Source organism: Kitasatospora sp. NPDC048540, from assembly GCF_040651175.1.
Taxonomy (GTDB): domain Bacteria; phylum Actinomycetota; class Actinomycetes; order Streptomycetales; family Streptomycetaceae; genus Kitasatospora.
This window is the reverse complement of the sequence record NZ_JBEZIR010000134.1, coordinates 1-23,454: the sequence shown is the minus strand read 5'-3', so window position 1 is coordinate 23,454 and position 23,454 is coordinate 1. Positions and strand designations below refer to the sequence as shown.

At 74.5% G+C, this 23,454-nt stretch carries 19 protein-coding genes and 4 pseudogenes; 12 read left to right on the top strand and 11 right to left on the bottom strand.

The genetic code is table 11. From position 1 onward, the window contains the following. Positions 1–87: 87 nt before the first annotated feature. The gene (locus tag AB0D08_RS34315) at positions 88–1,509 is read right to left on the bottom strand and encodes a S28 family serine protease (protein ID WP_359894149.1); all 1,422 of its coding nucleotides are present in this window, start codon (positions 1,507–1,509) and stop codon (positions 88–90) included. 256 nt (positions 1,510–1,765) lie between these two features. Here AB0D08_RS34315 and AB0D08_RS34310 point away from each other — a divergent pair. After that, positions 1,766–2,622 (top strand): annotated as a pseudogene (locus tag AB0D08_RS34310) (MFS transporter). An 88-nt stretch (positions 2,623–2,710) separates the two neighbouring features. Further along, a complete protein-coding gene (locus AB0D08_RS34305; protein WP_359894147.1) occupies positions 2,711–2,878 on the top strand; it encodes a hypothetical protein in 168 nt (55 codons plus the stop codon). 45 nt (positions 2,879–2,923) lie between these two features. Here the strand turns inward: AB0D08_RS34305 and AB0D08_RS34300 are convergent. Further along, positions 2,924–3,093, bottom strand: a pseudogene (locus tag AB0D08_RS34300) (alcohol dehydrogenase); the annotation flags it as partial. A gap of 286 nt (positions 3,094–3,379) precedes the next feature. Further along, positions 3,380–4,500: pseudogene (locus AB0D08_RS34295) on the bottom strand (hypothetical protein). A gap of 317 nt (positions 4,501–4,817) precedes the next feature. Between AB0D08_RS34295 and AB0D08_RS34290 the strand changes: the two are divergent. Beyond that, complete coding sequence (locus AB0D08_RS34290) at positions 4,818–5,801, top strand: hypothetical protein (RefSeq protein WP_359894146.1); 984 nt, start codon at positions 4,818–4,820, stop codon at positions 5,799–5,801. 129 nt (positions 5,802–5,930) lie between these two features. Here AB0D08_RS34290 and AB0D08_RS34285 read toward each other — a convergent pair whose 3' ends face one another. From AB0D08_RS34285 to AB0D08_RS34275, 3 genes are all read right to left on the bottom strand, one after another. Next, positions 5,931–6,353 carry a hypothetical protein gene (locus AB0D08_RS34285; protein WP_359894144.1) on the bottom strand — a complete coding sequence of 141 codons (423 nt, stop codon included), beginning with the start codon at positions 6,351–6,353 and terminating at the stop codon, positions 5,931–5,933. Between the two features lie 119 nt (positions 6,354–6,472). After that, positions 6,473–7,960 (bottom strand): pyridoxal-phosphate dependent enzyme, encoded by a 1,488-nt coding sequence (locus AB0D08_RS34280; protein WP_359894143.1) that lies wholly within the window; start codon positions 7,958–7,960, stop codon positions 6,473–6,475. Positions 7,961–8,206: 246 nt separating this feature from the next. Continuing rightward, positions 8,207–8,869 carry an HAD family acid phosphatase gene (locus AB0D08_RS34275; protein ID WP_149038439.1) on the bottom strand — a complete coding sequence of 221 codons (663 nt, stop codon included), beginning with the start codon at positions 8,867–8,869 and terminating at the stop codon, positions 8,207–8,209. A gap of 280 nt (positions 8,870–9,149) precedes the next feature. Here AB0D08_RS34275 and AB0D08_RS34270 point away from each other — a divergent pair, with 280 nt between their 5' ends. Further along, positions 9,150–9,593: an ester cyclase gene (locus AB0D08_RS34270; protein ID WP_033823266.1), complete on the top strand. Its 444-nt coding sequence runs from the start codon at positions 9,150–9,152 to the stop codon at positions 9,591–9,593. Positions 9,594–9,753: 160 nt separating this feature from the next. On the opposite strand, the gene AB0D08_RS34265 is transcribed toward AB0D08_RS34270, so the two are convergent. Beyond that, positions 9,754–10,752, bottom strand: coding sequence for an alpha/beta hydrolase (locus tag AB0D08_RS34265; RefSeq protein WP_359894141.1), 999 nt, complete (start codon positions 10,750–10,752; stop codon positions 9,754–9,756). Between the two features lie 57 nt (positions 10,753–10,809). Next, positions 10,810–11,478: a hypothetical protein gene (locus tag AB0D08_RS34260; protein WP_359894139.1), complete on the bottom strand. Its 669-nt coding sequence runs from the start codon at positions 11,476–11,478 to the stop codon at positions 10,810–10,812. Positions 11,479–12,187: 709 nt separating this feature from the next. Here AB0D08_RS34260 and AB0D08_RS34255 point away from each other — a divergent pair. The 3 genes from AB0D08_RS34255 (at position 12,188) to AB0D08_RS34245 (ending at position 15,910) form a co-directional block, all read left to right on the top strand. Beyond that, the gene (locus AB0D08_RS34255; protein WP_359894137.1) at positions 12,188–13,546 is read left to right on the top strand and encodes an alpha/beta fold hydrolase; all 1,359 of its coding nucleotides are present in this window, start codon (positions 12,188–12,190) and stop codon (positions 13,544–13,546) included. Beyond that, positions 13,546–15,135, top strand: a complete 1,590-nt coding sequence (locus AB0D08_RS34250) for an alpha/beta fold hydrolase (RefSeq protein ID WP_359894135.1) — start codon at positions 13,546–13,548, stop codon at positions 15,133–15,135. The genes AB0D08_RS34255 and AB0D08_RS34250 overlap by 1 nt, the downstream gene beginning before the upstream one ends. Positions 15,136–15,253: 118 nt before the next feature. After that, positions 15,254–15,910 carry a hypothetical protein gene (locus AB0D08_RS34245; RefSeq protein WP_359894133.1) on the top strand — a complete coding sequence of 219 codons (657 nt, stop codon included), beginning with the start codon at positions 15,254–15,256 and terminating at the stop codon, positions 15,908–15,910. Positions 15,911–15,959: 49 nt separating this feature from the next. Here the strand turns inward: AB0D08_RS34245 and AB0D08_RS34240 are convergent, their stop codons facing one another. Both AB0D08_RS34240 and AB0D08_RS34235 read right to left on the bottom strand, forming a co-directional pair. Beyond that, a complete protein-coding gene (locus AB0D08_RS34240; RefSeq protein ID WP_033820941.1) occupies positions 15,960–16,406 on the bottom strand; it encodes an SRPBCC family protein in 447 nt (148 codons plus the stop codon). 125 nt (positions 16,407–16,531) lie between these two features. Beyond that, on the bottom strand, positions 16,532–17,113 hold the full coding sequence (locus AB0D08_RS34235) for a hypothetical protein (protein ID WP_149038197.1): 582 nt from the start codon (positions 17,111–17,113) through the stop codon (positions 16,532–16,534). Between the two features lie 210 nt (positions 17,114–17,323). Here AB0D08_RS34235 and AB0D08_RS34230 point away from each other — a divergent pair, with 210 nt between their 5' ends. The 3 genes from AB0D08_RS34230 to AB0D08_RS34220 all read left to right on the top strand — a co-directional run bounded on the left by AB0D08_RS34230 (position 17,324) and on the right by AB0D08_RS34220 (position 20,493). Beyond that, a complete protein-coding gene (locus AB0D08_RS34230) occupies positions 17,324–18,211 on the top strand; it encodes a ribonuclease BN (RefSeq protein ID WP_359894131.1) in 888 nt (295 codons plus the stop codon). A 172-nt stretch (positions 18,212–18,383) separates the two neighbouring features. Further along, on the top strand, positions 18,384–18,620 hold the full coding sequence (locus AB0D08_RS34225; protein WP_033821449.1) for a hypothetical protein: 237 nt from the start codon (positions 18,384–18,386) through the stop codon (positions 18,618–18,620). Positions 18,621–18,930: 310 nt separating this feature from the next. After that, positions 18,931–20,493 carry a sigma-70 family RNA polymerase sigma factor gene (locus tag AB0D08_RS34220; protein WP_359894129.1) on the top strand — a complete coding sequence of 521 codons (1,563 nt, stop codon included), beginning with the start codon at positions 18,931–18,933 and terminating at the stop codon, positions 20,491–20,493. 60 nt (positions 20,494–20,553) lie between these two features. Here the strand turns inward: AB0D08_RS34220 and AB0D08_RS34215 are convergent. Then, positions 20,554–22,118 (bottom strand): annotated as a pseudogene (locus AB0D08_RS34215) (FAD-dependent oxidoreductase). 144 nt (positions 22,119–22,262) lie between these two features. On the opposite strand from AB0D08_RS34215, the gene AB0D08_RS34210 reads away from it, so the two are divergent. Further along, positions 22,263–22,661 (top strand): nuclear transport factor 2 family protein, encoded by a 399-nt coding sequence (locus tag AB0D08_RS34210; RefSeq protein ID WP_051811898.1) that lies wholly within the window; start codon positions 22,263–22,265, stop codon positions 22,659–22,661. 445 nt (positions 22,662–23,106) lie between these two features. Beyond that, the coding region (locus AB0D08_RS34205; RefSeq protein WP_359894127.1) for a hypothetical protein at positions 23,107–23,454 on the top strand (348 nt) is incomplete at its 3' end.

The following is a 23,454-nucleotide window of genomic DNA, read 5'->3' as shown; positions in this document are numbered from 1 at the left end:
CGTCGCCCCGCGCCCGGCGGCCGCCCCCCGGGGGCCTCAGCCCCCCCGGGGCGGGCGCCGCCGTGGACCGGTCCGCCGTACCGCCCGTCAGAGGCGGTGCCGCTCCAGCAGCAGCCCGGCGCGGTCCAGCTCGCCGAACGGCAGCGCCGGGCGGGCCGGCGCGGTGGTCCGGGCGTCCGGACCCGCGACGCCCGCCCAGCGCAGCAGCGCGGCGGTGGCGGCCGCGGACTGGTCGGCGCTCAGCGCGGCGATCTTCGCGCCGTGGTTGGCGCCCGGCGCGGTGTAGACGTACGAGTCCTCGCTTCCCCGGCCGAGGGTGAACCGCTCGGCGCCCCACGGGTCGTTCTGGCCGTAGACGAACAGGATCCGCTCGGCGGAGTGCCGCACCCAGCCGTCGATGTCCCGCATGGCCGACGGGTCGAACCGCATCGGGATCGACCTCGGCACGTAGGTGCGGGGCGCGTACAGCTCCTTGGTGCTGTAGTGCAGCAGGCCTTTGAGGTGCGAGACGTCGAAGTTCGGGGAGCCCAGCTGGGTGCCCGCCTGGTAGTAGTACGGCGTGTAGGCGGCCAGCGACTGGTCACTGTTGGAGTCGATCCCCGAGTGGGTGTCCAGCCAGCCGTACAGCTGGTCGTCGGTGGCGGTCACGGGCGGGACCGCGGCGCAGTCCGCCTCGGTGCTGTACTGCCAGAACCCCCAGACCACGTCCAGCACGCCCAGCTCGTACCCCCGGTCGGCGCTGCCGACGGTGGTGAAGGTGTTGCCCGCGGCGGCGTTGTCCGCGGCGTAGCGGGGCTCCAGCGTGGCGCGGCGGACCAGCAGTTCGCGCTGGGCGGCGTCGAGTGCGGAGCGGCACTGCGCGGTGCCGACGTGGTCGAAGAAGCGGCTGTACGCGGAGTCCTCGCGGTCGTCCACGTCGTTCGGGGCGACGTACGCCACGGTGCCCGCCACGTCGTCCGGGTAGAACCGGCGGTGGTAGACCGAGGACATGCCGCCCTTGCTGGCACCGGTGGAGATCCACTTCTGGCCGTACAGCGGCTTCAGCGCCGTGATGATGGCGTGCGTGTCGGCGGCCGCCTGCTCGATACCGGCCTTCGACCAGTCGGCGGGCTCGGGGCGGGACGGCGTGAAGTAGCGGTACTCGATGGAGACCTGGTTGCCGTCCACCAGCCGGGTGGGCTCGGTGCGCGAAGGCGTGGTCCCGAGCGTGTACCCGTTGGTGTAGAGCACGGTCGGGCGGTCCTCGCCCCGGTGCAGCACGCTCAGCCGCTGCTGGAAGGTGCCCAGCCAGGGCCGCCGGTGGTCCACCGGCTGGGTGTAGGTGAGCAGGAAGTACCGGTAGCCGGGGGCGGGCTTCTCCTCGGTGACGGTCATCCCGGGGATCGCCGCCAGGCGGTCGCGGATGTCGCCGTCCGCCGGCGCCTGGGCCAGCGCGGGTACGGCGAGCCCGAGAGCCAGCAGCGGTATCAGGAGGGCGGCGGTGATCAGTCTTCTGAGCGTGGTGCGCATCGACTCTCCGTAACGTGAACGGCGATGGACGGTGGTGGGGATCGGACCGGAGGCCGGCCGGGACCGCCCCAAAGCTGTCGCGGACATGACCAACTGTCAAGGGTGCACCCAGCCGCGCGGGCCGCCACGCCACCCGAAGACCCGCGGGGACCACCCCTCTCCCCTTACCGTGGCACGTATGAGTGATCGTCAGACTGCCGGGACGCGCTTCGGCCGGGCCGACTACCTCGGCGCCGCGGGCGCCTTCGCCGTCTGCATGGCCGGGACGACGCTCCCCACCCCGCTGTACGGCCTCTACCAGGAGGAACTCGGCTTCTCCGAACTCACCGTCACACTGGTCTTCGCCGTCTACGCCTTCGGGGTGATCGGCGTCCTGCTGCTGGCCGGGAACGCCTCCGACGCCGTCGGCCGCCGCCCGGTCCTGCTCGCCGGACTCGGCTTCGCCGCACTCAGCGCCCTGTGCTTCCTGCTGGAGGGCGGACTGCCGCTGCTCTACCTCGGACGGCTGATGTCCGGCCTGTCCGCCGGCCTGTTCACCGGCGCCGCCACCGCGTACGTGATGGAGCTGGCACCGCCGGGACGCACGGCCAGGGCCGCCTTCGCCGCCCGACCCCGGCGGCCGAGCCTGGCCCCGTGGTCGGCGCGATCGTCTTCTCCGCGTTCCTGTTCTCCACCTTCGGCCAGCTGCTGGCCGGCCGGCTCGGAGTCACCAAGGCGCTGCCGGCCGGCTGTCTGACCCTCATCGCCGGACTCGCACTGCTGGCCCTCTCACTGGCCACCGAGACCCCCGCCCCGCTGCTGCTCAGCGCCCTGGTCGGCGGCTTCGGCCAGGGGCCGGCGTTCCGCGGGTCGGTCGCCGCCGTCGCCGGCGCCGCACCCGTCGACCAGCGCGCCGGCGCGATCTCCACCCTCTTCGTGGTCGCCTACACCAGCATCTCGATCCCCGTCATCGGCGTCGGCCTGCTCACCGAACCGCTCGGCCTCGCCGACGCGGGCCTGGTCTTCATCGCCGTCATGGCCGTGCTCGCCGCGTCCGCCGCCGTCTACCTGCTGCGCAGCCCGGCCGGCACGGGCGCCGGCACCAACGCCGGCGCCGACGCCGCTCGCCGGTGAACGGGCGGCGCCACCCCGCTCCTGCTGCGACGGCCCTCGCCGGGGGCGCGGCGCGTCGGCGGTGGCGGCAGCCGGTAGCCTCCCGGCCATGACCGACGACGTTGCTCTCTGGGACCGGCTCGCGGCCCTGCTGCCGGAGGCCGAGGCCCGGCAGGTGCGGGACTGCTGGAACATCGGGGAACAGGAGGCGGGGCTCGGCCTGCTGGTCTCCGGGATCCTGACCCATAGCAGCGGCACCGGTGACCTGCGTTCGTGAGGGCGGTGGGCCGTGACGCCGACACGGGGAGGTCACTCGGTCTTGTCAGCGGGCGGGTGAGATGACGGCGGTGCGGTCGAACGGGCCACCATGTGAGGCGGCGTACGTGGCGGCGTCGTTGACGGCATCGAGGCCGAACGGCCGGACCCTTCGGGGGCGAGGTCCAAGGTGCCCGAGGCGAGGAGCCGGATGATGCCGGCGTTCGCCGTACGCGGGGGATCCCGGTTGGTCGTCGGCGCATGGCACCGCGCTCGTGTGGGCGGGAGCCGCGGCGCCCGCCGTGCCGGACGACGGAGTGCTGCGGCGTTCCTGGAGGGCCGACGGCCTGTGACACATCGCAGGATGCGGCCGGGGAGTCGAACGATCACGGTGGAGGTCGGTGTCGCCGGGTGACAGGGGGCGTATCCAGACGGCGGTCGCCGGCCGCTACTTGAACCGCGCCTTCGACGATGAGTTGACGCGGCAAGGGCCGGGCCGGCCGATCGCCGACCGGGTCGCAGGCTAGAAGAGGCCCGCGCGCCTGTGCTGTGGGAGGCCGTCGAGGAGTTCGCGCAGCCACGGCTTGCGGGCGGCCGGCAGCCGGACGAGGGTGTGCCGGAACACTTCCGGGTCGGCCCGGAACAGGCGACCGGGGAGCAGCGGGAGCGTGTCGAAGTCGTCACGGAGGACGCCGCCAGGGAGGTTGCCCGACGCGGGAACGGGCAAGTCCGGCTCGGGGGAGACCATCCACAGCCACACCCCGAACGGCAGTGGCACCGGGTACGCCGTCGGGTCGGCCGGGGCCCAGGTCTCCCCCGTCTGCGGATGGGTCGGCACGAGGAGGATGTCGGTACCCCTGTGGGGAGAAGGCTGTCCCGGGCCGGCCAGGGCGGCGCGCCGCGCCGGCGGCCCCGCGGGCAGCAGGGTGTCGAGCGCGCGTCGGAACACCTCTCCGACGAGCCGTCCGGGACGATCACCGGTCGGCCCTCCGAGGCCACCAGCAGGTGGGCGAGCGCCCTGCCGGCCGCCGCCTCCCACTGCGGGCTCCACGACCACCAGTAGTTCGACCAGTGCCCCGCCCCCGCTCGCGACCCCCATGCGGCGATGGGCTCGAAGGGGGGTGTGCCCTTCCCTTTCGCCATCAGGTCCGTCCAGGAGAGCGGTGCGGCGTCGGCGCCATCGACAGGGACGCGGCGCACGGCGTTCGGGGCGAGCCACATCGCCTGCCAGAGCGAGCAGTCGTCGATCCGGCTCGCCACGGGCAGGGCACACTCCGCGCAGGCCACGTTGGGGCCGTCGGCCCCGTCAAGGCCGCAGCAGTAGCCGCCTCCGCGATTCTCCGGGATCAGCACGGTTCGGCGGCCGTCGCCGGGGGCGATGACGATCGCGCCCGGCGCGCCGTCGGACAGGGCATGGACCGGCGCGTAGACACCGCGGGCGGCCGCCTCGTCCGGATGGATCTCCTCCCACGTGCGCCACGGCGGTCCCCAGGGCTCCGGGTCCGTGGCGAAGGTGCCCGACTCCATGAGCACCGGGAGCTGAATCCCGTTCCCGTACTTCTGATGCGCGTGGACCGGCAGGGCGACTTGGGACAGCGGAGTGGTCAGCTCAGCGCCGCACCCCGCGCACACGAAAACGAACAAATGTCCTCCGTCGTGGGAAACGGGGGCATCATCGCAAGTCCGCTGCAGCCAGCCAATCGGTTTCCAGGACGGCCCCAGGCGCGGCCGCCCGTCACTCGGCGTGTGCAGCTCACGGAAGTTGAGCCAGCATCCGCTGTCGCTACCTGCTGCACGACTTCGCCGCCTGGCATTCTGCAACAGATGATCTTGACCGACTGCCGAACGATCCTGACGACACGGGACGTCGCCCACCTTCGCACTGTGCGTCCTTGCCATCCGGGGCTCCTGGGCGGGGGTGGGCCCTGCGCACGACCGGCGCGGAGTGCGCCCTGCTCGTAGTGGCGCTGTCGGTGCGTCATGCCACCATCCCGATTGTGGTTGCTCACCTGAACGATGTGGAGTGGTCCGGGCTGTTCCACGCCGGGGGACCCGCCTGCGACACACCGCGTCACCTCGCGGCGCTCCGCGGCAATGACGCGAGGGCTTTCGCCGTTGGGTACTCGCACCTGTGGTCGACGACGCTTCGTCGCGAGGGCAGGGCCTGGCCTGCGACGGCGCCGACCGCGCTGATCGTCGTCGAGCTCCTGGACGATCCGTTGCTGGGACCCGACGATCCTTCGCTGCGGGACGCGATGCTCGTCCACCTGTACGCGGTCGGCATCGCTGCCGACCTCGGCGACCATGCCGCGGAGCTCCGCGCGCGGGTCGGGGAGCGTACGCCGGAGCTGCGGTCCTGGACCGATGAGTATCTGTCGGCCGACGTCAACGGCCGGTCCCGGATGTGGCAGGACGGCACGGGCCTCGGCGAACTTGTGCTCGATCAGGCGGCGCTGGCCTGCTTCGACCTGGTGCCCACGCTCTTGCGGCGGACGTTGCCGTACCTCGCCTCGAAACGGGCCAGGCGCAGGACGTGTGCGGCCGCGGCCATCGGGTCACTGGCCGGCCATCCGTCGGCAATGACGCAGCATTCGGCGCTGTTGGAGCAGTTGATGTCGGTGGCCCGGGCCGCGGAAACCCCGTACGACCTCGGGACGATCCTGGTGGCCATCGGCCACCTCGGCGGCGACACGCGCCCCTGGCTCACCGACCCGCACGAGGGCGTTCGCGGCTGTGCCGCTCTGGCGCCCGACCTTGGAGGCGACGACACGGCGGACCGCGTGCTGCTGGAGCTGGCGCGATCTCCTCGCGCGTTCGGCGAGTCCTTCGGCGACATGGCTCCACCCCTGCAGTTTCAGTTCGAGCCGTATCAGGACCTGCTCGCGCCCGGACCACTCCGGCGGGTCGGCGGCGCCGGGAGGACTGCTCCGGGTGGCCCGTCCTGACACGCGGATCGGCGGCACGTCCGCAGCACCGGTTCATCAGCGGGCTGTGAGGGTGGGTCTCCGGGCGTCTGGACGGCCACCGCTGGACGGCGAGAAGCTGCTCGCCGGACGGCCTGCAGCGAGAAGGTTTCAGCCCTCGTCGAAGCCGCGGAAGGTCCCTGATGCATCAGCAGCGTCGGCGAAATCCGCGAAGTCCATGTTGGCGATGCTGAGGTTGGCCGAGACGTCAGGAAACCACCGAGCGGGAACCCTGAAGGTCCGGCCGGGCTCGTCCGAGAGGTCCACGGCCAGGAGCGGGTGACCCGGCTCGTTCATCGTGGCTGCGTCCGCCAGAAACAGGTGGACGATCTGCTCGTCCTCGTCCGCAGCAGCCTCTTCGGCCATCAAGGCCTGGACATCCACGCCGGCAAAGCGCGGCTCGCTGACACACGTGGCGTGGGGGTACTCGTCGGCCCCGTCGAGTGCGGCCCGAAGCGCGTCCCAGGATCCCTCGTCACCGAAGTCGGTACGCAGGACCAGCGAGGTCAGATCATCGGGCTGAGGCAGCGGCATCTCGTGATCCTCTCACCTGACACTGACATCGGCCGTCACCGGACAGGCGCCACCGCACCACCGGAACTCATCAAGCAACCGGCGATCCCGAACGCCAGGCGGCGACCGGCGACCGGCGGCTACCCGCCGGCCGCGCGGAGCTGTTCGCGGCCGATCAGGGCGACCGCGCGGCCGTCCAGGAGGACCACCGCCGCGTCGTGTTCCGTGCCGAGCGCCAGGGCGGCCTCCGAGAGCGGCGTGCCGATGCCGACGGTCGGCAGTGGTGCTCCGAGCAGGTCGGTCAAGGGGTCCTCGGGGTGGGCCAGGCCTGCCGCGAGTGCCGATTCGACGGCGGCCGCCGCGATCGAGCCGACCACCTCGGTGCCACCGATCCCCAACTGCCGTCCCTCGCGGGCCGCGACCACCGGCGCCACGCCGCCCGGTACGCCGCGCAGCACCTCCAGGGCGGCCGCGAGGTCGGCACCGGCGGGCACCGCGGGCAGCGGACCGGGCGGACCGGGCGGTACGGATCCGCCCTCCAGGGCGGCCCGTACGGTCGGCTCGGTGTCCTCGGGGGTGCGCGGCTCCTCCAGGAAGCCCCACTGCCGCAGCCAGTCGTCGCTGTACAGCTTGGAGAGGTACGAGCGGCCGGAGTCCGGGAGCAGGACCACCACCAGGTCGTCCGGTCCGAGACCGCGCGCCACCCGCAGTGCGGCGGCGACGGCAGTGCCCGAGGACGGCCCGGCGAGCAGCCCCTCCTCGCGGGCCAGCCGGCGGGCGGTCAGCAGGGACTCGCGGTCCGGGATGCGTTCGAAGCGGTCCACCACGTCCCGGTGGAAGGACTGCGGCCAGAGGTCCTCGGTGGTCTCCGGGTGGACGAAGTGGCCGATGCTCTCGACGAAGTACGGGCTGCCGTCGCCGCCCGAGTAGACCGACGCCTCGGGGTCGGCGCCGACCACCGTGACCGCTCCCCCGGAGACCTGCTTGAGGTACGAGCCGGTGCCGCTGATGGTGCCGCCGGTGCCGACCCCCGCCACGAAGTGCGTCACCCGGCCGCCGGTCTGCGCCCAGATCTCCGGGCCGGTGGTGCGGACGTGCGCCTGCGGGTTGGCCGGATTGTCGTACTGGTTGGCCAGCCAGGCGCCCGGGATCTCCGCCGCCAGCCGCCGGACCACGTTGAACAGGTGCTCGGGGTGCTGGCGCGGCAGGGCGGCCGGGGCCACCACGACCTCGGCGCCGTACGCCCGCAGGATGTCCGCCTTCTCCGGGGAGGAACGGTCCGACACCCCGACGATCACCCGGTAGCCACGGCGGCGGCCGACGACGGCCAGCCCGATCCCGGTGTTCCCCGAGGTCGCCTCGATGATGGTGCCGCCGGGGCGCAGCTCGCCGTCGCGCTCGGCCGCGAGCACCATCGACAGCGCCGCGCGGTCCTTGACGCTGCCGCCCACCCCGAGGAACTCCGCCTTGGCGTAGATCGGCGCGGCGATCCCCTCGCCGAGCCGGGAGAGCCGGAACATCGGGGTGTCCCCGATCGCGTCGGCCACCGATGCGTGGACCGCGGCCGCCAACTCGCGCGCGGCGCCCGCTGGTTCGTGGTCCACGGCTGCCGATTCGTCGACCGCCATGGCGGCCCCCTTCCGAACGGGTGGCGGATGTCGGCGAGTTCGGGGACCGCCCCCGCCCGCGCCGGGCCTTCCGGCCCGCTGCGCCGCCTCCGTGCAGCCTCCACCAGGCCGGCGGCCCGGCGCAAGTGGCCGATCTTCGGGTCGACCGTACGCAGAGCGCGGTGCGCCGGTGGACCGACGGTCCACCGGCGCACTACTGCTGACCGGGCGTCGAGCCCCGGCCCGGCCGCGGCCGGGCGGACGGGGTCAGGACAGCTGGCCGCCGTAGTCCGGCAGCTTGAAGGTCCGCTCGGCGTGGCCGCCCACCAGGTCGGTGGTGTTGTTGCCGATGTTGGCCACGATGGTGTAGCCGCTCTGCTCGATCTCGGCGCGCTTGGCGGTCTTGAAGGCCGACGTCTCCTGGAACAGGTCGAGGAACGAGCGGCCGTAGAGGCCGTCCACCGGGTAGCCGACCGAGGTCAGGTTGTACCGGGTGATGCAGTCGATGAACCCCGGGCGGGCGGTGACGAAGAAGACCTTCGTGCCACGGGCGTTGGCGGACTTGACCACGTTCAGTACGGCCTGGACCGCGGGGGTCGGCAGGCCGAAGTTGTAGTCGGTCTCCAGCGAGGTGTTGTCGATGTCCAGCACGATCGCCGGGTGCTCGCCCGCCTTGGCCGGCACTCTCGTCCGCAGGTAGGAGTCGGCCTGGTCGGCGACCGCCTGGACGTCCTTGAGCCAGGTCGCGTACGGCACGTTGGGCTTGCCGAGCGCGGGCGCGGCGGCCACGGCGGGCGCGACGGCCGGAACGGCCTCGGGGGCCTTCGCGGGCTGCGCGGCGCCGGCCGGGGTGGCGGCGGCGAGGGCGACCGCCGTGCCGATGACGGCCACCGTGCCGAGGGCCCGGGTGCGGCGAAGTGGTGCGGTCATGTGCATGCTCCTTCAAGTTGGGGACCGGAGCAGCATGGGGCATCAGGGTTACCCACGGGTAGCCATCGGACCAAGATTTCTTCCCGCCGCCCGCGCGACTCGGCCACACTCCGCCACACTCCCGGCCGGACCGCGGCCGGACCCGCTCGGTCGGGTGAACTCCCCATCCCCGTCGGCGTGTCCGGCGCCGACCGGGCGCGGGCCACGGTGAGGCTCGGTCACAGTCCCGCCACCGCAGCGCGCCGGAAGGGGACCCGCCCGATCCGTACAGGAGCCGCCGATGTCCGCCGAGGAGAACAAGCGCCTGGTCCGCCGCTTCTACCGGGAGATCGACGAGGGCAACCTCGACGCGATGGACGAGTTGGTCGCCGAGGACTACGTCGACCACTCCCCTCCCCCGTTCCCGCTGCCGCTGCCGCCCGGCCGCGAGGGCCTCAAAGCGGCCTTCCGGCTGTTCCGCGGGGCCACCCCGGGCACGCACCGGATCGAGGACCAGATCGCCGAAGGCGACAAGGTGGTAACCCGCCTGACGGCCCGTGGCGAGCAGACGGGCGACCTGCCGGGCATCCCGGCCGGGAACAGCCCCCGGCCGCTGGAGATGACGGCCACGGTCATCCACCGGATCGAGAACGGCCGGCTCGCGGAGAAGTGGTCCGACAAGGACCTGCTGCGCTTCCTCCAGCAACTCCAGGTCCTCCCACCCCTGGACGACCCCCCGGACTGACCGGCTGCCCGGCCGCGGGCGCTCAGCTGTAGCCGCGTCGCGGCCGGGCCGGACCGGCGCACGGGAGTGTGCGCGTCTCGCCGCTCCCCGCCGGATCGAGCACCCGCCGGTCTGGTCCCTCCCGCGACGTGCAGCTGCTGCACGCGCGGCGTCGGACGGCTCACCGTCCGAGGATCCGCCGGAGCCAGCGGGTGCGGGCGTCGAGGGCGTCCCGGCTGACGGCCGCCTGCGGGGCGAAGGTGTCGAAGCCGTGGAAGGCGCCCGGCCAGACGTGCAGTTCGGCCTCGCCACCCGCCCGCCAGATCGCGTCGGCGTACGCCACGGTCTCGTCCCGGAAGGTCTCGGCCGACCCGGCCTCCAGGTACGCCGGGGGCAGCCCGCCCAACTCGGTGGCACGGGCGGGCGCCGCGTACGGCGGCAGGTCGGCCGCGCCGTGACGGTCCCCCAGCACGGCCTGCCACGCGGTCGCGTTGGAGGTGCGGTCCCAGGTGTCGTGGCCGGCCATCTGGTGGCCGGAGACGGTGTCGTTGCGGTCGTCGAGCATCGGGCTCAGCAGCAGTTGGCCGGCCGGGACCGGCCCGCCGCGGTCGCGGGTCAGCAGGGCGAGCGCTGCGGCGAGTCCGCCGCCGGCGCTCTTGCCCGCGACCACGATCCGTTCCGCGTCCAGGCCCAGGGCGGACGCCTGCTCCGCCACCCGCACCAGCCCGGCGTAGCAGTCCTCCACCGCACCCGGGTACCGGGTCCCCGGCGCCAGCCGGTACTCGACCGACACCACCGCCAGCCCGAGCGGCAGGGCCAGGTCGCGGAGCAGCCGAGGGAGCACGGACCGGGCGTTGCCCATCACCATGCCGCCGCCGTGCAGGTAGTACAGCAGCGGCAGCGGCCCGCCCTGCCCGGCTGGCCGCGCACCGACCAGCCCGACCTGCCCGCCGTCCCCGTTCCCGGGCGCGCTCAGCTCCGTGACCTCGAACCGCCCGCCGTCCGCCAGCTCGTCGAGCGTGGGCCTCGGCCGCGCCGCGGCGTCGCGCCGCTGAAGCTCCGCCAGACCCTGCGGGGTGACCGGCTCCCGTGCCCGCCCACCGAGGGCCGCCAACACGGCGCCCAACTCCGGGTCTAGGTGCGGCGCGGACCACGCCCCCTGCCCGCCCTCAGAACTCATCACGACCCCCTCCGCCCCACATCACCTGACGGTATCGCGGCCCGCCGACCCGGGGGGTCATCCCCGCAGGCGGCCCGCCCGGACCTGCCACACCAGCGCGGCGAGGAGTGCGGCAAGTCCGGCGGCCCAATCGGCGACGCCGGCCGCCGCCGACTCGTTCACGTGCCCTCCGTTGCCCTCCGGCGCGGGCAGGCCCGCGGTGGCCACGGGCGGCAGGATCAGCAGGGCCACCCCGGCGACGGCCAGCGCCGCGCGGCCCGCGCCCTCCCACCGCCGGGCCCGTTCCGCGGCAGCGGCGGCCGCCGCTACCACCAGGGCGCCGACGACGGCCGGCAGCACCGTGTACGTCAGCCACTCCGACATCAACGGACCCCAGTACCAGTCGGGCTCGGGCCTCGGCAGGTCGAAGTAGTACCCGGTCGCCGGCTGTGGCGGGCCGGTGAAGTCCCGGACCGTACCCGGCGCGAGGCCGCCCAGCAGTCCGCCGGTGAACGCCACGCCCGCGACCCGTCCCCGCCCGGTCCCGCCGTGGCGGGCGGCCCGGGCGAGCCGGAGGCCGAGCGCCGCGCACCCGCCCGCCAGGAGCCCGAACAGCAGGCCCTTGGCGGCGCCGTAGCCGAGCGGTGTCCAGGCGTTCCAGGGGTAGTCGGCCGTCCGTGCGGCACGTACGGCCCCCGCCAGGCACCAGGCGGCCGTGCCCGCCGCCATACCCCAGGGGGCGGTCACCGCCCACCAACCGCGGGCCGCCGCCCGTCTCCCCGTTGCCTCCGACACCCGCGCCCCTCGGACCGTGCTGTCCGGCCTGCCGCCGTACCCGTCGGAGGGCGGGACGCGCCGCCCGCCCGCCGCGGCCGACGTCCCCGGCCCCGAGGCCCCCGGCCGACCGGGCGGCGCGGCCGCCGGTGGACGGACCTGGGGTGGTCGCGACCTGCTCCAAGTGGAGCCCAGGAGTGGTGGCCGTCCCGCCCCGGCCACAGGCTGACCCCGGGCCTGTCGTCGGACCCGAGCCACCCCGGCGGCGGGTCGGCGACAGGCCCGGCAGCGCGCGCACGGACCGTGCGGCGGCACGCGGAGCCGGGCGGCGGCGTCGCGGCCGGGCGGCCAGGAACAGGAGAGACAGGACCACATGGCGGAACAGAGCATCGGCCCGGGTGGCCCGCCGGCCGTTCGCCGGATCGGCGGGATCGGCGGGATCCGCGGGTTCGTACGGAGGCGGGCGCAGCACCGGTACGCACGGCGGCGCTCCCGGCGCGCGTCCAACGGGGTGGTGCTCGTCACGGCGGGTCTGACCTTCCTGGGGGTGATCGGCCCGACATCCAGCAGTGCCGTGTCAGCACCCGGCCGTGAGCACCCGTCAGGGGCTCCGGCGCGGTTCGTGCCCGGGCCCTGCCCGGAGACGCCGGAGCCGGTACCCGGGCGGTGCGGGTTCCTGGAGGTGCCCGAGAACCGCGAGCGGCCCGGTGGGCGGACCATCCGGCTGGCCGTCGCGACCGTCCCGGCCGTGTCATCGACCCCGGCCGGGGATCCGGTGGTGTTCATGGAAGGGGGGCCCGGCGGCGACGCCTTCGGGGCCATCCCCTTCCTGATCGCTTCCGGTGTGAACCGGGATCGCGAGCTGATCGTCATGGCCCAGCGCGGCACGCTGCACTCGGAGCCGCACCTCGCCTGCCCGGAGATCGACCGGTTCAACGCGTACGCCGTGGGGCTGCCGTACGACGCACCGTCGACCGGGCGGCTGCTGGTGGGCGCGGCGAAGGAGTGCCGGGACCGTCTGACGGCCGACGGCATCGAGCTGAGTGCCTACAACACCACCGAGAACGCCGCTGACTTCGCCGATCTGCGCCGGGCGCTGGGCATCGAGTGGTGGAACGTCTACGGGTACTCGTACGGCACCGACCTGGCCCTGACCTACCTGCGCCGGCACCCCCGGGGGATCCGCTCGGTGGCGATCGACTCGGTCGCGCCTCCGCAGATCGTGAGCCTGCCGTGGACCTGGGACAGCGCCCAGGAGGGGATCAACGCGATCTTCGCGGCGTGCGAGGCCCAGCCGGGCTGCGGGAGCCGCTACCCGGACCTGCCGCGCACGCTGACCGAGCAGGTCCGGCGGCTGGAGGCGAACCCCCTGACGCTGACGGTGCAGCCGCCGGGCGGAGGGAACCCGGTGAAGGTCGTCCTCGACGGGGGCTCGCTGGTGAACCTGCTGGTCGCCGACGGCGGCGCGATGCCGGCCGTCGACGTCCCCGCCGCGCTCGACGAACTCGCCCACGGGAACCCGGAGCGCTTCGCCCGGGCCCAGGCCGCCGGGGCGACGCCCGTCATCGGCGAGTTCGCGCACGGCCTGACCCAGTCGGTGGCGTGCGGCGAGTGGGCGCCGGGCTTCTCGGAGGCCGACCTGCTGGAGGCGGGACGCCGGGCGTTCCCCGGCTGGTCGGACACGGTCCTGGCCCACGCCCCGCAGCTGCCCTTCGAGTACGACGTGTGCCGTGTCTGGAACGTCCCCGACCGCACCGGGATCCAGCGGGTCGCCACCTACAGCGACGTCCCGACGCTGATCGTCTCCGGCACCTTCGACGCGAAGACCGGGGCGAGCTGGGGCGAGTACACCGCCCGGACGCTGTCCCGCTCGACCGCCGTACGGATTCCCGGGATCGGCCACTTCGTGGTCCCCCAGTCGCCGTGCGCGCAGAGCGTCCTGGCCTCCTTCCTCGCGCATCCGACCGCGCCCGACGACTGCTGCGTGGCCGGACTGGAACCCGCACCGTTCACCATCACCCCCGACCCGGAGAGAGCCTGATGTCCATCCGCCCGCCCCACCACCGGCGCCCTGTGCGACGGCTCCGGACCGCGCTGGCCGGGGCCACGGCCGGCGTCCTGTTCGCCGGCCTCGCCGCGCTGCCCGCCCATGCCGGGAACGGCGGCGCGGAGCCGCTCGGCACGGTCGCCCGGACGATGGGCCACGCCCGTTTCGAGCCGGGCCCCTGCCCCCGGACGGCCGACCCGATCCCCGAGCTGGACACGGCCCGCTGCGGCACGCTCACCGTGCCCGAGAACCGTGCCCGGCACGACGGACGGAAGATCACACTCGGCGTCGCGATCATCCCGGCGGCCACCAGAAGGCCGGCGCCCGACCCGATCGTGTGGCTCGCCGGCGGCCCCGGCGACGACGCGGTGTCCGAGATCCCGCTGGCGGTCAACGGCGGTCTGAACCACGACCGGGACGTCATCTTCATGTCCCAGCGCGGGACCTACTCGGCCGACCCGGAGCTCACCTGCCCGAACATCGACGAGTTCAACGCCCGCGCCCTCGGCCTCGTCTTCGGTGCGCCGTCCACCGGGCGCCTGCACGTCGAGGCGACCCGGGAGTGCCGCGAGCAGCTGATCGGCCGCGGGGCCGACCTCAGCGCCTACAACGGGACCGAGAGCGCCGCCGACTACGCGGACCTGCGGGTGGCGCTGGGCATCGAGCAGTGGAACGTGTTCGGCATCTCCTACGGCACCGACCTGGCGCTGCAGTACATGCGCCTGCACCCGGCGGGCATCCGGTCGGTCGGCATCGACGGCGTCCTGCCGCCCTCCCTGGCCGGTGGGGCCGTGACCTGGCGAGCGGCACGGGAGGGCTTCGACGGCATGTTCGAGGCGTGCGCGGAGCAGCCCGCCTGCAACAGCCGCTACCCGGACCTCAAGGGCACCTTCGAGCGCCTCGTCGTCGAGCTGGAGGCCCGGCCGGTCACCACCACGGTCACCGTCCCGGGCCACCCGGAGCCGGTGGAGGTCGTGCTGGACGGCGGAGTGCTGGTCACCTGGCTGACCTCCGCCAGCCACCTCGCGGCCGGAGTGCCCCGCTCCATCGACGAACTGGCCCACGGCAACCCGCAGCGGATCGCCGAGCAGTACGCGGGCGGCAAGCTCAGCCCGCAGGCCATCGGGAGAGTCGCCCACGGGCTCTCGTTCGGCGTCTTCTGCAGCGAGTGGACACCGTACGAGAGCGAGGAGGACGTGATCCGGGCCGGGCGGCGCGCTTTCCCGTCCTTCCCGCGGTCGGTGCTGGCCAATGCCCCGCAGCTCGCCTGGCTCCACGACGACTGCCGTGCCTGGGACGTCCCCCCGGCCCCGCGCTCGATCCGGGACGTGACGCGCAGCGACATCCCGACCCTCGTCCTGTCGGGCGGCTTCGACTCCCAGACCGCGCCGAGCAACGGGCCGTACGCCGCCCGCACGCTGAGCCGGTCCACCGAGGTCACCGTCCCGTACGTCGCCCATGTGGTGTTCGCCGACTCGCCGTGCGCGCAGGCGATCACCCGCTCGTTCTTCGACACTCCGACCGCGCCGGACACGGAGTGCCTCGCGTGCCTCCGGCCGCCCGAGTTCGAGATCGCACCGTGAGGCCGGCCGGCTGACCGGTCGGCCGGGCACTCGCCGCACTGTCCGTGCGGCGGGTGCCCGTCGGCGTTCCGGGGAAAACCGCTGTGGGGTGGGTGGGCCGGTCTGCGACGATCACCGGATGGGTGTCCTGGATGCCGTGGCCGGCCGGGTCGCGGGTGGCGCGGTGGTGGAGTTCCGGCCGAGTGGGTCGTCGATGGTGCCGCTGGTGCGCAGCCGGCAGCTGGTGGCGGTGGCCCCCGTCGATCCGGCGAAGGTGGAGGTCGGGGACATCGTCCTCGCCCGGGTCGCCGGGACGGTGTACCTGCACCTGGTGTCGGCGGTGGACCGGGCCCGGCAGCGCGTGCAGATCAGCAACAACCGCGGCCGGGTCAACGGCTGGACCGGTCACGACCGGGTCTTCGGCATCTGCACGGCGGTCGAGGGCGTACCCCGGGCGGGCACCGACGGCAAGCTCCGGCGCCCGGCCACGGATCCGCGCCCGGCGCAGTCGGCGGCGTCGGCGGGCCTGCCGGACGGCTGGACCATCGAGCGGGTGCGCGCCGAGTCGGGAGACGGCACCGCCACGCTGCTCCCGCCGTGGCGGCCGGCGCTGGTCGAGCGGGCCGACGGGGCGGACTACGACCGGCTGCGGCCCGAGGCGATCCTGTCCTTCCACGGGCTGTGCCTGGTGCTCGCGGACGGTGAGTGGTTCATGGGCGAGCTGGACACCGACGGTTCGCTGGTCTGCTGGAGCTCCTACGGACCCGACCTGGGCGTCGCCATCCAGGGCCTGTGAACGGGCGGCGCGGGTGGACGGGCGGGGCGGGTGAAGGGCGGCTGCCCCGTCAGGAGGCCTCGACGGCGGCCTTGATGCGGCGGCCGAACGCGTCGGCGTCCTTGCGGGCGGCGCTCAGTGCGAAGCCGACCAGCAGCTTGCCGATGCCGTGGCCCTCCAGGGTGTTGAAGATCCGTACCCGGGTCCGGGTGTCGGAGATGGACTGGAGGTCGTAGCCGCCCGCGGAGGCGGTGACGAGGTTCTTGGAGATCTCGGCCCAGCGGACCGTGGTGGGCGCCACCAGCTCGGTGATCCGGAACTCCCGGCCGGTCTTCATCCCGGCGTCCTTGACGGTGCTGGTGAACACCGTGCCGACGGCGGTGGGCCCGTCCGGCCTCTTCGTGATCGCCAGCACCCGGGGGCTGAACTCGGGGTCGTTGCGCCCGTCGGCGAGGAAGGCGAAGACCTCCGCGACCGGCCGGTCCACCTCCACCGTGGCCTCGAACTGACCCGCCATGACGCCTCCTGTGCCGTGTTGTCCGGACCCCTGCTGTGGCGTTCGCGATCATGCCAGATCCGGCGTCCGAACGCCCGTACCCACTCGACGGGGAGCTGCAGTGTCGTGTGCGCACCCGCCGGGGATCAACCGTCCAGCGCGTCCCGCACCTGGGACGCGGCGGACCGCAGCGGTGCGGACGGGAGCCGGGCCAGGCGGTCGACCACCGCCGCGACCCGGTCCCGGTCGCCGAGGGAGCGGGCCGCCCCCGACTCGACGGTCTGCTTCAGGAACTCGCCGAGCAGCCGGCACTCCCGGCCGGGGTACCGCCTCCGGTGGTGGGTGAACTCCGCGCTCCAGTACTCGTACGGCTGCCGCAGGGTGGCGGAGAGGGTGGCGGCGCCGCCGCCCGTACGGGAGGCCCCGGAGAGGGCGAGGACCTGGTCGGTCACGGCGGCGAGCAGCTTCGAGTCGCCCCACCGGCCGGGCGTGACCGTCAGACCGACCGTCATGAACCTCCGCCACGGGACCAGCTCCGCCCGCGCTCCTGCCTCCCAGCGGCCGATGCCCTGCTCCTCGAGCCTGAGGTGGGCGCCGCCGCGGGCGGCCGGGTCGCCGATCAGCCATGCTCCGTCGACGAGGACGAGGGGGCCGAGGTGGTCCGACACGGTGTGGTTGACGCTCCTCTTCGGCCGGTGCGGGGTGCGGCCGGGGTGTGGGCGGCGCACGGAGGCATCGTGCCACGGCCTCGGCCGGGCGGGATGGGCCCGGCGAGCCGCAGGTGGTGGGGTCGGGCCGCGTCGGTAGGGTGTCGAGGGTCCGCCGGTTCGCTGTGCGCCCGCGTCGGCCTGTCCCGGCGGTCGTGGTGACCGCCGGTGGCCTCACCGACCGCCCCGGCGGGTACGGCGGCGTGGTGAGCGGGAGGCGGTGAGCGAGCGGTGGCGCACCTGCGCGGCGGGCCGCCGACCTTCGGACCCCGGCGCATGCCGTGGCGGCTGCGACTGCGGCTGCTGGCGGTGGTGGCCTGGCAGCGGGGCCGCGAGGTCGAGCTGATGCGGCGGGCGATGGGGTTCGCGGCGCTCGGTTTCGTGACGCTGATCCCGCTGCTGATCGTGGTCGCGGCGGCCTCGCCGGTACACGGCAGCGGCTTCGCGGGGTGGGTGGTCGACGGGCTCGGCCTGTCGGGGCGCTCGGCGGAGGCGGTGCAGCAGCTGTTCTCCTCGCCGCGCCGGGTGCTGGGGACGGCCACCGCGCTGAGCCTCGCGGCGGGTGCGCTGTTCGGGGTCTCGTTCATGTCGAGCCTGCAGTTCGGTTACGAGCGGATCTGGGGGCTGAACGCGGCGGCCTGGCACTCGGTGTGGCGGCAGGCGGTCGGCCTGGCCGGGCTGGTCGGGTTCCTGCTGGCGGCGTCGTGGAGCGGGGTGCCGCTGGCGGGCACCGCGGCGCAGCCGACGCTGCGGCTGCTGACCACGGTCGGCGGCGGCGTGCTGTTCTTCTGGTGGATCCAGTGGCTGCTGCTGGGCGGCCGGGTGTCGGGGTGGGCGCTGCTGCCGGGGGCGTTGGCGACGGTGGGCGCGCTGGTGGGGCTGCGGGTCTTCTCGCGGCTGGTGTTCTCGCCGCTGATCGTCTCCAGCGCGCTCTCGTACGGGGCGATCGGGACGGTGCTGGTGGTGCAGTCCTGGCTGATCGGGGTGGGGTTCTCGGTGTTCGCGGGGGCGCTGGCGGGGCATGCCGCGTGGGCGGCGCGCCGGGACCGGCGGCCGCGCGCGCCGCGGTGGCCCGGGCTCAGCTGGCGGGACGGCTCCGGGGGACCTTCGGCCCGGTGACGCGGGCCGTCCGTCCCCGTCCGCTGGCGCGGGCGTTCCCGCAGCCTGGAGAGACGGCCGTCCCAGGCCTCCCCGCCCGATCCCACGCCCGACCCACGCCCGACCCCCTCGCCCGATCCCACGGCCCGATCCCCGGCCCTGCCCCCGACCTCGACCGAGGAGCCCCGGACCCATGCCCGACGAGGCCACCGCACACCGCCTGGTGGACGCGTTCTTCACGCACTGCCACCACTGCGGCGAGCCCGAGGACCCCGACTGTCACGACCGGTCGCTGTGGCGCCTGTACCTCGACCTCAGTCCGGCGACCGTCGAGCGGCTGCGGCTGTGGATCGACGGTGCGGCCGTCCACCACTCCACGCCGGGTGAGCGGGCCGCGCTGCTGCGCTGGCTGGACGCCCTCGCCGCCTGACCGCGCGGGCCCGTTGCCCCACTGCCCCGCCACCCCGGGTGGTTCTCCCCTTCCGCACCGGTTTCCCACCTTTCCGCACCCGCACGGCCCTTCCCCCGCCCGGTCCGCCCCGGCGGGCCGCGCCGACGGCCGGAGCCGCCGTCCGACCTGCGACGACACCGGCGCTACCCTTCTGCTCCAGCCGGAAACCCCGCGGCCGGACCAGTTCTCGGAGAAAGTCGCGAAGCCGTCGCGATTTTTCTGTGATCCGGCCCGCTGCCGCGGGTCTCCGATGCACGGGGCCGGACGGCCGGACGAGTGAGGGCAGCGGATGTACGTGGACGGTGAGGTCGGGACCGCGGAGGTCGTCGCCGCGCAGGCCGGCGACGAGGACGCGCTGGAGAGGCTGCTGACGGCCAGCCTGCCGCTGCTGTACAACGTGGTCGGCCGGGCGATGAACGGTCACAGCGAGGTCGACGACGTGGTCCAGGAGACCATGGTGCGGGTGGTCAGCGGACTGGGCGGGCTGCGTGACCCGGCGTCGTTCCGGTCCTGGCTGGTGGCCGTCGCCATGAACGAGGTCCGCCGTCGCTGGAGCGCCCGTCAGAGTGCGCCCGTCGCGGCACTGGAAGGCCTGGAGGGCACCCGCGAGGTCGCCGACCCGGGCTCCGACTTCGTCGGTCTGACCATCCTTCGGCTCGGCCTGTCCGGGCAGCGCAAGGAGGTCGCCGAGGCCACCCGCTGGCTGGACGAGGGCGACCGCGACCTGCTGTCGCTCTGGTGGCTGGAGACGGCGGGCGAGCTCACCCGGGAGGAGCTGGCCGCCTCGCTGGACCTGTCGCGGCAGCACACGGCGGTCCGGGTGCAGCGGATGAAGGAGCAGTTGGAGGTCGGGCGGGTGGTGGTCCGCGCGCTGTCCGCCGACCCCCGGTGCCCGGTGCTGACCGAGCTGGTCTCCCCCTGGGACGGCAGCCCCGGCGCGCTGTGGCGGAAGCGAATATCGCGGCACACCCGCGGCTGCGCGGTCTGCTCCGGCCACCAGCGGGACCTGATGCCGGCCGAGGGGCTGCTGGCGGGGATCGGCCTGGTGCTTCCGGTGCACGACCTGCTGCCGCCGGACCTGCTGTCGGGGCTTGCCACCCAGGGCTCGGGCGCCGGCGCGGGCGCGGCGCACCCGCTGTCGGGGGCCGGGGGCCACGGCGCGGGGGCGCCGGCCGCGCCCGGACGGCTGCCGCGGATCCCGCGGCCCCGGTCGGCGGGGATGGCGGCCGGCGCGCTGGCGGTGACGGTCGCGGTGCTCGGCGCCGCGCAGTTCTTCCCGGGTCCGCCGGAGCCCCCGGCGCCGCCGCACGCGGAGCCGGCGCCGGTCGCGCCGGTGGCGGTGGCCAGTGTGGAGGTGGTGACCCCCTCCCCCGAGCCGTCGCCCAGCCCGACGCCGCCGCCCCCGCCCAGTCCGTCGCCCTCACCCTCGCCCTCCCCCACGCCGACGGCGGCCCCGAGTCCGACCGCGCGCAGCATCGAGCAGCAGTTGGTGGATCTGGTCAACGCCAAGCGGGCGCAGGCGGGTTGTCCGTCGCTGCGGATCGATCCGCGGGTGCACACGGCGGCCCAGCGGCACTCGGACGACATGGCGGCCCGCGGCTACTTCGACCACGCGGGGCCCGCGGGTGACCAGCCCGACGACCGGCTGACCGCGGCGGGCTACGTGTGGAGCCGGTGGGGCGAGAACCTCGACCGGGGGAAGAAGTCGGCCGCCGACCTGGTGGACGACTGGATGGACGGGGGCATCCACCAGGCCAACCTGCTGGACTGCCGGTTCGCGGCGGTCGGGCTCGGCTCGGCCACCGGCGCGAGCGGGCCGCTGTGGACCCTGGACCTCGGTACGGCCCGCTGAGCGATCCGCCACCGAAGCGGCCGGGCGCGGAGGCCGGGCCGCCGGGTGCGGCGGCCCGGCTCAGCGGCCGGCGTCCGGCCGTCCCGCCCAGGCGGTGAGGGCCCGGACCCGCTCGGCCCGGCGGCGGTCCGGGGCGGTGGTGCGGGTGGCCCAGGCCACGTGCCCGTCGGGGCGCACCAGCACCTCGGTGACGTCCGCCAGCAGGGGGTGTGCCCGGCGGGTGGCGGCTGCGAGGGCGGTGACGCGCCGGGCCCAGCCGCCGCGGACGGGCCCCGGCCCGTCCGGTGCCCGGTCGCCGCAGGTGTCCCGGTCGCCGAACGATTCCCGGTCGCCGGTCAGGTCGAGCAGGACGAACCGGCCGTCCCGCAGCAGCTCGTGGACGCGGGTCGCGGCCGAGCCCGGGGCGGCCAGCGGGACGTCGGGCATCCGGTGCCCGGTCAGCGGGTCGGCGTCGGGCGCGGACGGCGGGTAGACGGTGTCGAGCCCGGCGACCTGCCCGGCGATCCGGCGGTTGACGGGGGCCAGTTCGAGCAGGCCGCCGATCAGGTCGCGCAGCGCCGCCCCCGGCCGCCGGTACTGCGACACCAGGGTCAGCTCCCACAGCAGGGTCTGCACCTCGGTGTTGGCGGTGACTGCGGCGCCGACCGGGTGGCGTTCGTCGTGGTAGGTGTCGAGCAGGCCGGGCGGCGCCCAGCCGTTGACCTCGGCGGCCAGCTTCCAGCCCAGGTTGGCGGCGTCCTGGAGGCCGGTGTTGAGCCCCTGTCCGGCCGCCGGGAAGTGGATGTGGGCGGCGTCGCCGGCCAGCAGCAGCCGGCCCTGGCGGTAGCGGGCGGCGAGCCGGGTGGCGTTGCCGAAGCGGGACAGCCAGCGCGGCCGGGCCACCCCGAGGTCGCTGCCGCAGGCACGCACCAGGGCGGCGCGCAGTTCGTCGGGGGTGACCGGCTCGGCGGAGGGGACCCGCATCCGCTCCGGGTCGATCAGCACGATCCGGGTGAGGCCGCCGGCCATCGGGACGGCCAGCACGCCGTGTTCGGCGGCGAGGGCGGGCCCGTCCGGGCCGATGACCTCGAAGTCGCCGAGCATCCCGGTCAGTGTCTCGTCGGTGCCGGGGAAGTCGATCCCGGCCGCGGTCCGTACGACGCTGCGCCCGCCGTCGCAGCCCACCACGTAGGCGGACCGGATCACCCGTACGGCGCCGTCCGGGCCGCGCACCTCGGCCTCGGCGGCGTCGGCGTCCTGACGGACCGTCAGCACGTCGTGTCCGCGCCGCGGGGCGGCGCCGAGCCCGGCGGCCCGCTCCTCCAGCACCTCCTCGGTGCGGTCCTGCGGGAGGAAGAGGGTGTGGCGGGGCGGGTGTCGAGGGCGGTGAGGTCCAGCCGGGTGGCCAGTCCGGCGAAGTGCCAGTCGGGCACGGTCCGGCCGAGGGCGAGGACCCGGTCGGCCCAGCCGCGCTGGTCCAGCACCTCGAGGCTGCGCGGGTGCAGGGTCAGCGCGCGGGAGTTGCGCTGCCGCGCGGTCCGCCGGTCGAGGAGTTCCACCCGCACGCCGGCCTGGGCCAGTTCCGCCGCGAGCATCAGTCCGGTCGGGCCCGCCCCCACCACGACGACATCGGTCTCGGTCACCATCGGTCCTCCCGCATCCTTTAGTGAACGTCGTTCACGTGAACGACGTTCACTATACCCTTCCCGGCGGGCGGCCCGGGCCCCGTACGGATGCCGCTCCGTCGCGCCCCCGCAGGCGCGGGCCCGGCAGGGCCTAAGGTGCGGGCCATGACGGAAGAAGCCGCTCACCACACCCGGCTCGAACGCATCCTGGGGATCCCGCTCGCACCGGACGCGGTCCGGCAGTGGCCGCAGAGCGGCGAACTGATCCGCGGCCGCGACCGGATCGCCGAGGTGGAGTCGCACTTCGTCGGCCTGCGGATCGGGATCGGGCGGCGGCACACCCACGGCGACACCGTCGTGGTCGAGTGGAGCACCGACTACGGCGACGGCCGGGTCTACCGCAACGTCTCGATCGCTGAGACGGCCGACGGCCGGGCCGTCCGGATCACCGATTACTGGGGCGAGCCGTTCACCCCGCCGGCCTGGCGCCACCCGCTCGCCGAGAGGCTCGACATGCCCCCGGACGGCCCGTGGCCACCGGGCAGTGCGCTGCTCCCGGACTGACCCGGAGCACGGCCCGGGAACAGCGTGTGACCGAGCGCTCTACCCAACCGGTATGGACGCGAAACACCAGGTTCGTCCACACTGATTCGACAAGACGGCAGGTCGGCCCCACGCCGGCACCCGACCGCACCCGGTCCCGACCGTCCTCGGCCGACGCCGCCGCGTGTGTATCCCACCCGGCGGCGCAGGCCGCAGCGCCAAGCGTGGCGGCTCCGCCCGACCGGGCTCCGCTCGCACCGTGCCCCGCCGACCGCCCTGCGGCCGGGCGGGCCCACGGGTCGCGAACCACCGGTGAAGCCCGTCCGTGTCCCCCCGCCGGACCGGCCAGCCGGACTCCGCCCTCCGCCCGGCCCCGCGCGTGTCCCACCCGCGCCGGGGCGCAGCCCAGGACGGAGACCGCGGAGGTCCGCACCGCAGCGGCCCCCGCTCCCCGAGGAGCTCATCCATGAGGACCGCCCACCACTATCCGACCGGCACGAGGTCCGCCTCGTACCTGCGCTGCTATCCGGCCGACACCTGGCGGATGACCGCGCACCGGGAGATGCTCAGCCGCCACGCGCACCGGCTCGGACTGCCGGAACCCGTCGTCTTCATCGACAACGGCTGCCGGTCGTTCGATCCCCTGCCCCGGCTCGAACAGCTGCTGGGTCATGCGGCCGAGGGGCTCTTCCACGTGGTGCTCATCCCGGGTTCCTGGGTCTTCAGCCTGGACGACACCGAGGCGCACCGGGTCCGTCGGCGACTGGCCGCGCACGGCTGTCAGGTACTGGAACCGCCGCGCGGCACCCGCCCG

What these genes read in the sequence shown, in the direction of transcription:
- AB0D08_RS34210 (WP_051811898.1), top strand. Translation starts at nt 22,263, where the DNA reads ATGACGGAAGAAGCCGCTCACCACACCCGGCTCGAACGCATCCTGGGG.
- AB0D08_RS34220 (WP_359894129.1), top strand. Translation starts at nt 18,931, where the DNA reads ATGTACGTGGACGGTGAGGTCGGGACCGCGGAGGTCGTCGCCGCGCAG.
- AB0D08_RS34225 (WP_033821449.1), top strand. Translation starts at nt 18,384, where the DNA reads ATGCCCGACGAGGCCACCGCACACCGCCTGGTGGACGCGTTCTTCACG.
- AB0D08_RS34240 (WP_033820941.1), bottom strand. Translation starts at nt 16,406, where the DNA reads ATGGCGGGTCAGTTCGAGGCCACGGTGGAGGTGGACCGGCCGGTCGCG.
- AB0D08_RS34265 (WP_359894141.1), bottom strand. Translation starts at nt 10,752, where the DNA reads ATGAGTTCTGAGGGCGGGCAGGGGGCGTGGTCCGCGCCGCACCTAGAC.
- AB0D08_RS34275 (WP_149038439.1), bottom strand. Translation starts at nt 8,869, where the DNA reads ATGACCGCACCACTTCGCCGCACCCGGGCCCTCGGCACGGTGGCCGTC.
- AB0D08_RS34270 (WP_033823266.1), top strand. Translation starts at nt 9,150, where the DNA reads ATGTCCGCCGAGGAGAACAAGCGCCTGGTCCGCCGCTTCTACCGGGAG.
- AB0D08_RS34315 (WP_359894149.1), bottom strand. Translation starts at nt 1,509, where the DNA reads ATGCGCACCACGCTCAGAAGACTGATCACCGCCGCCCTCCTGATACCG.
- AB0D08_RS34245 (WP_359894133.1), top strand. Translation starts at nt 15,254, where the DNA reads ATGGGTGTCCTGGATGCCGTGGCCGGCCGGGTCGCGGGTGGCGCGGTG.
- AB0D08_RS34285 (WP_359894144.1), bottom strand. Translation starts at nt 6,353, where the DNA reads ATGCCGCTGCCTCAGCCCGATGATCTGACCTCGCTGGTCCTGCGTACC.
- AB0D08_RS34280 (WP_359894143.1), bottom strand. Translation starts at nt 7,960, where the DNA reads ATGGCGGTCGACGAATCGGCAGCCGTGGACCACGAACCAGCGGGCGCC.
- AB0D08_RS34250 (WP_359894135.1), top strand. Translation starts at nt 13,546, where the DNA reads ATGTCCATCCGCCCGCCCCACCACCGGCGCCCTGTGCGACGGCTCCGG.
- AB0D08_RS34305 (WP_359894147.1), top strand. Translation starts at nt 2,711, where the DNA reads ATGACCGACGACGTTGCTCTCTGGGACCGGCTCGCGGCCCTGCTGCCG.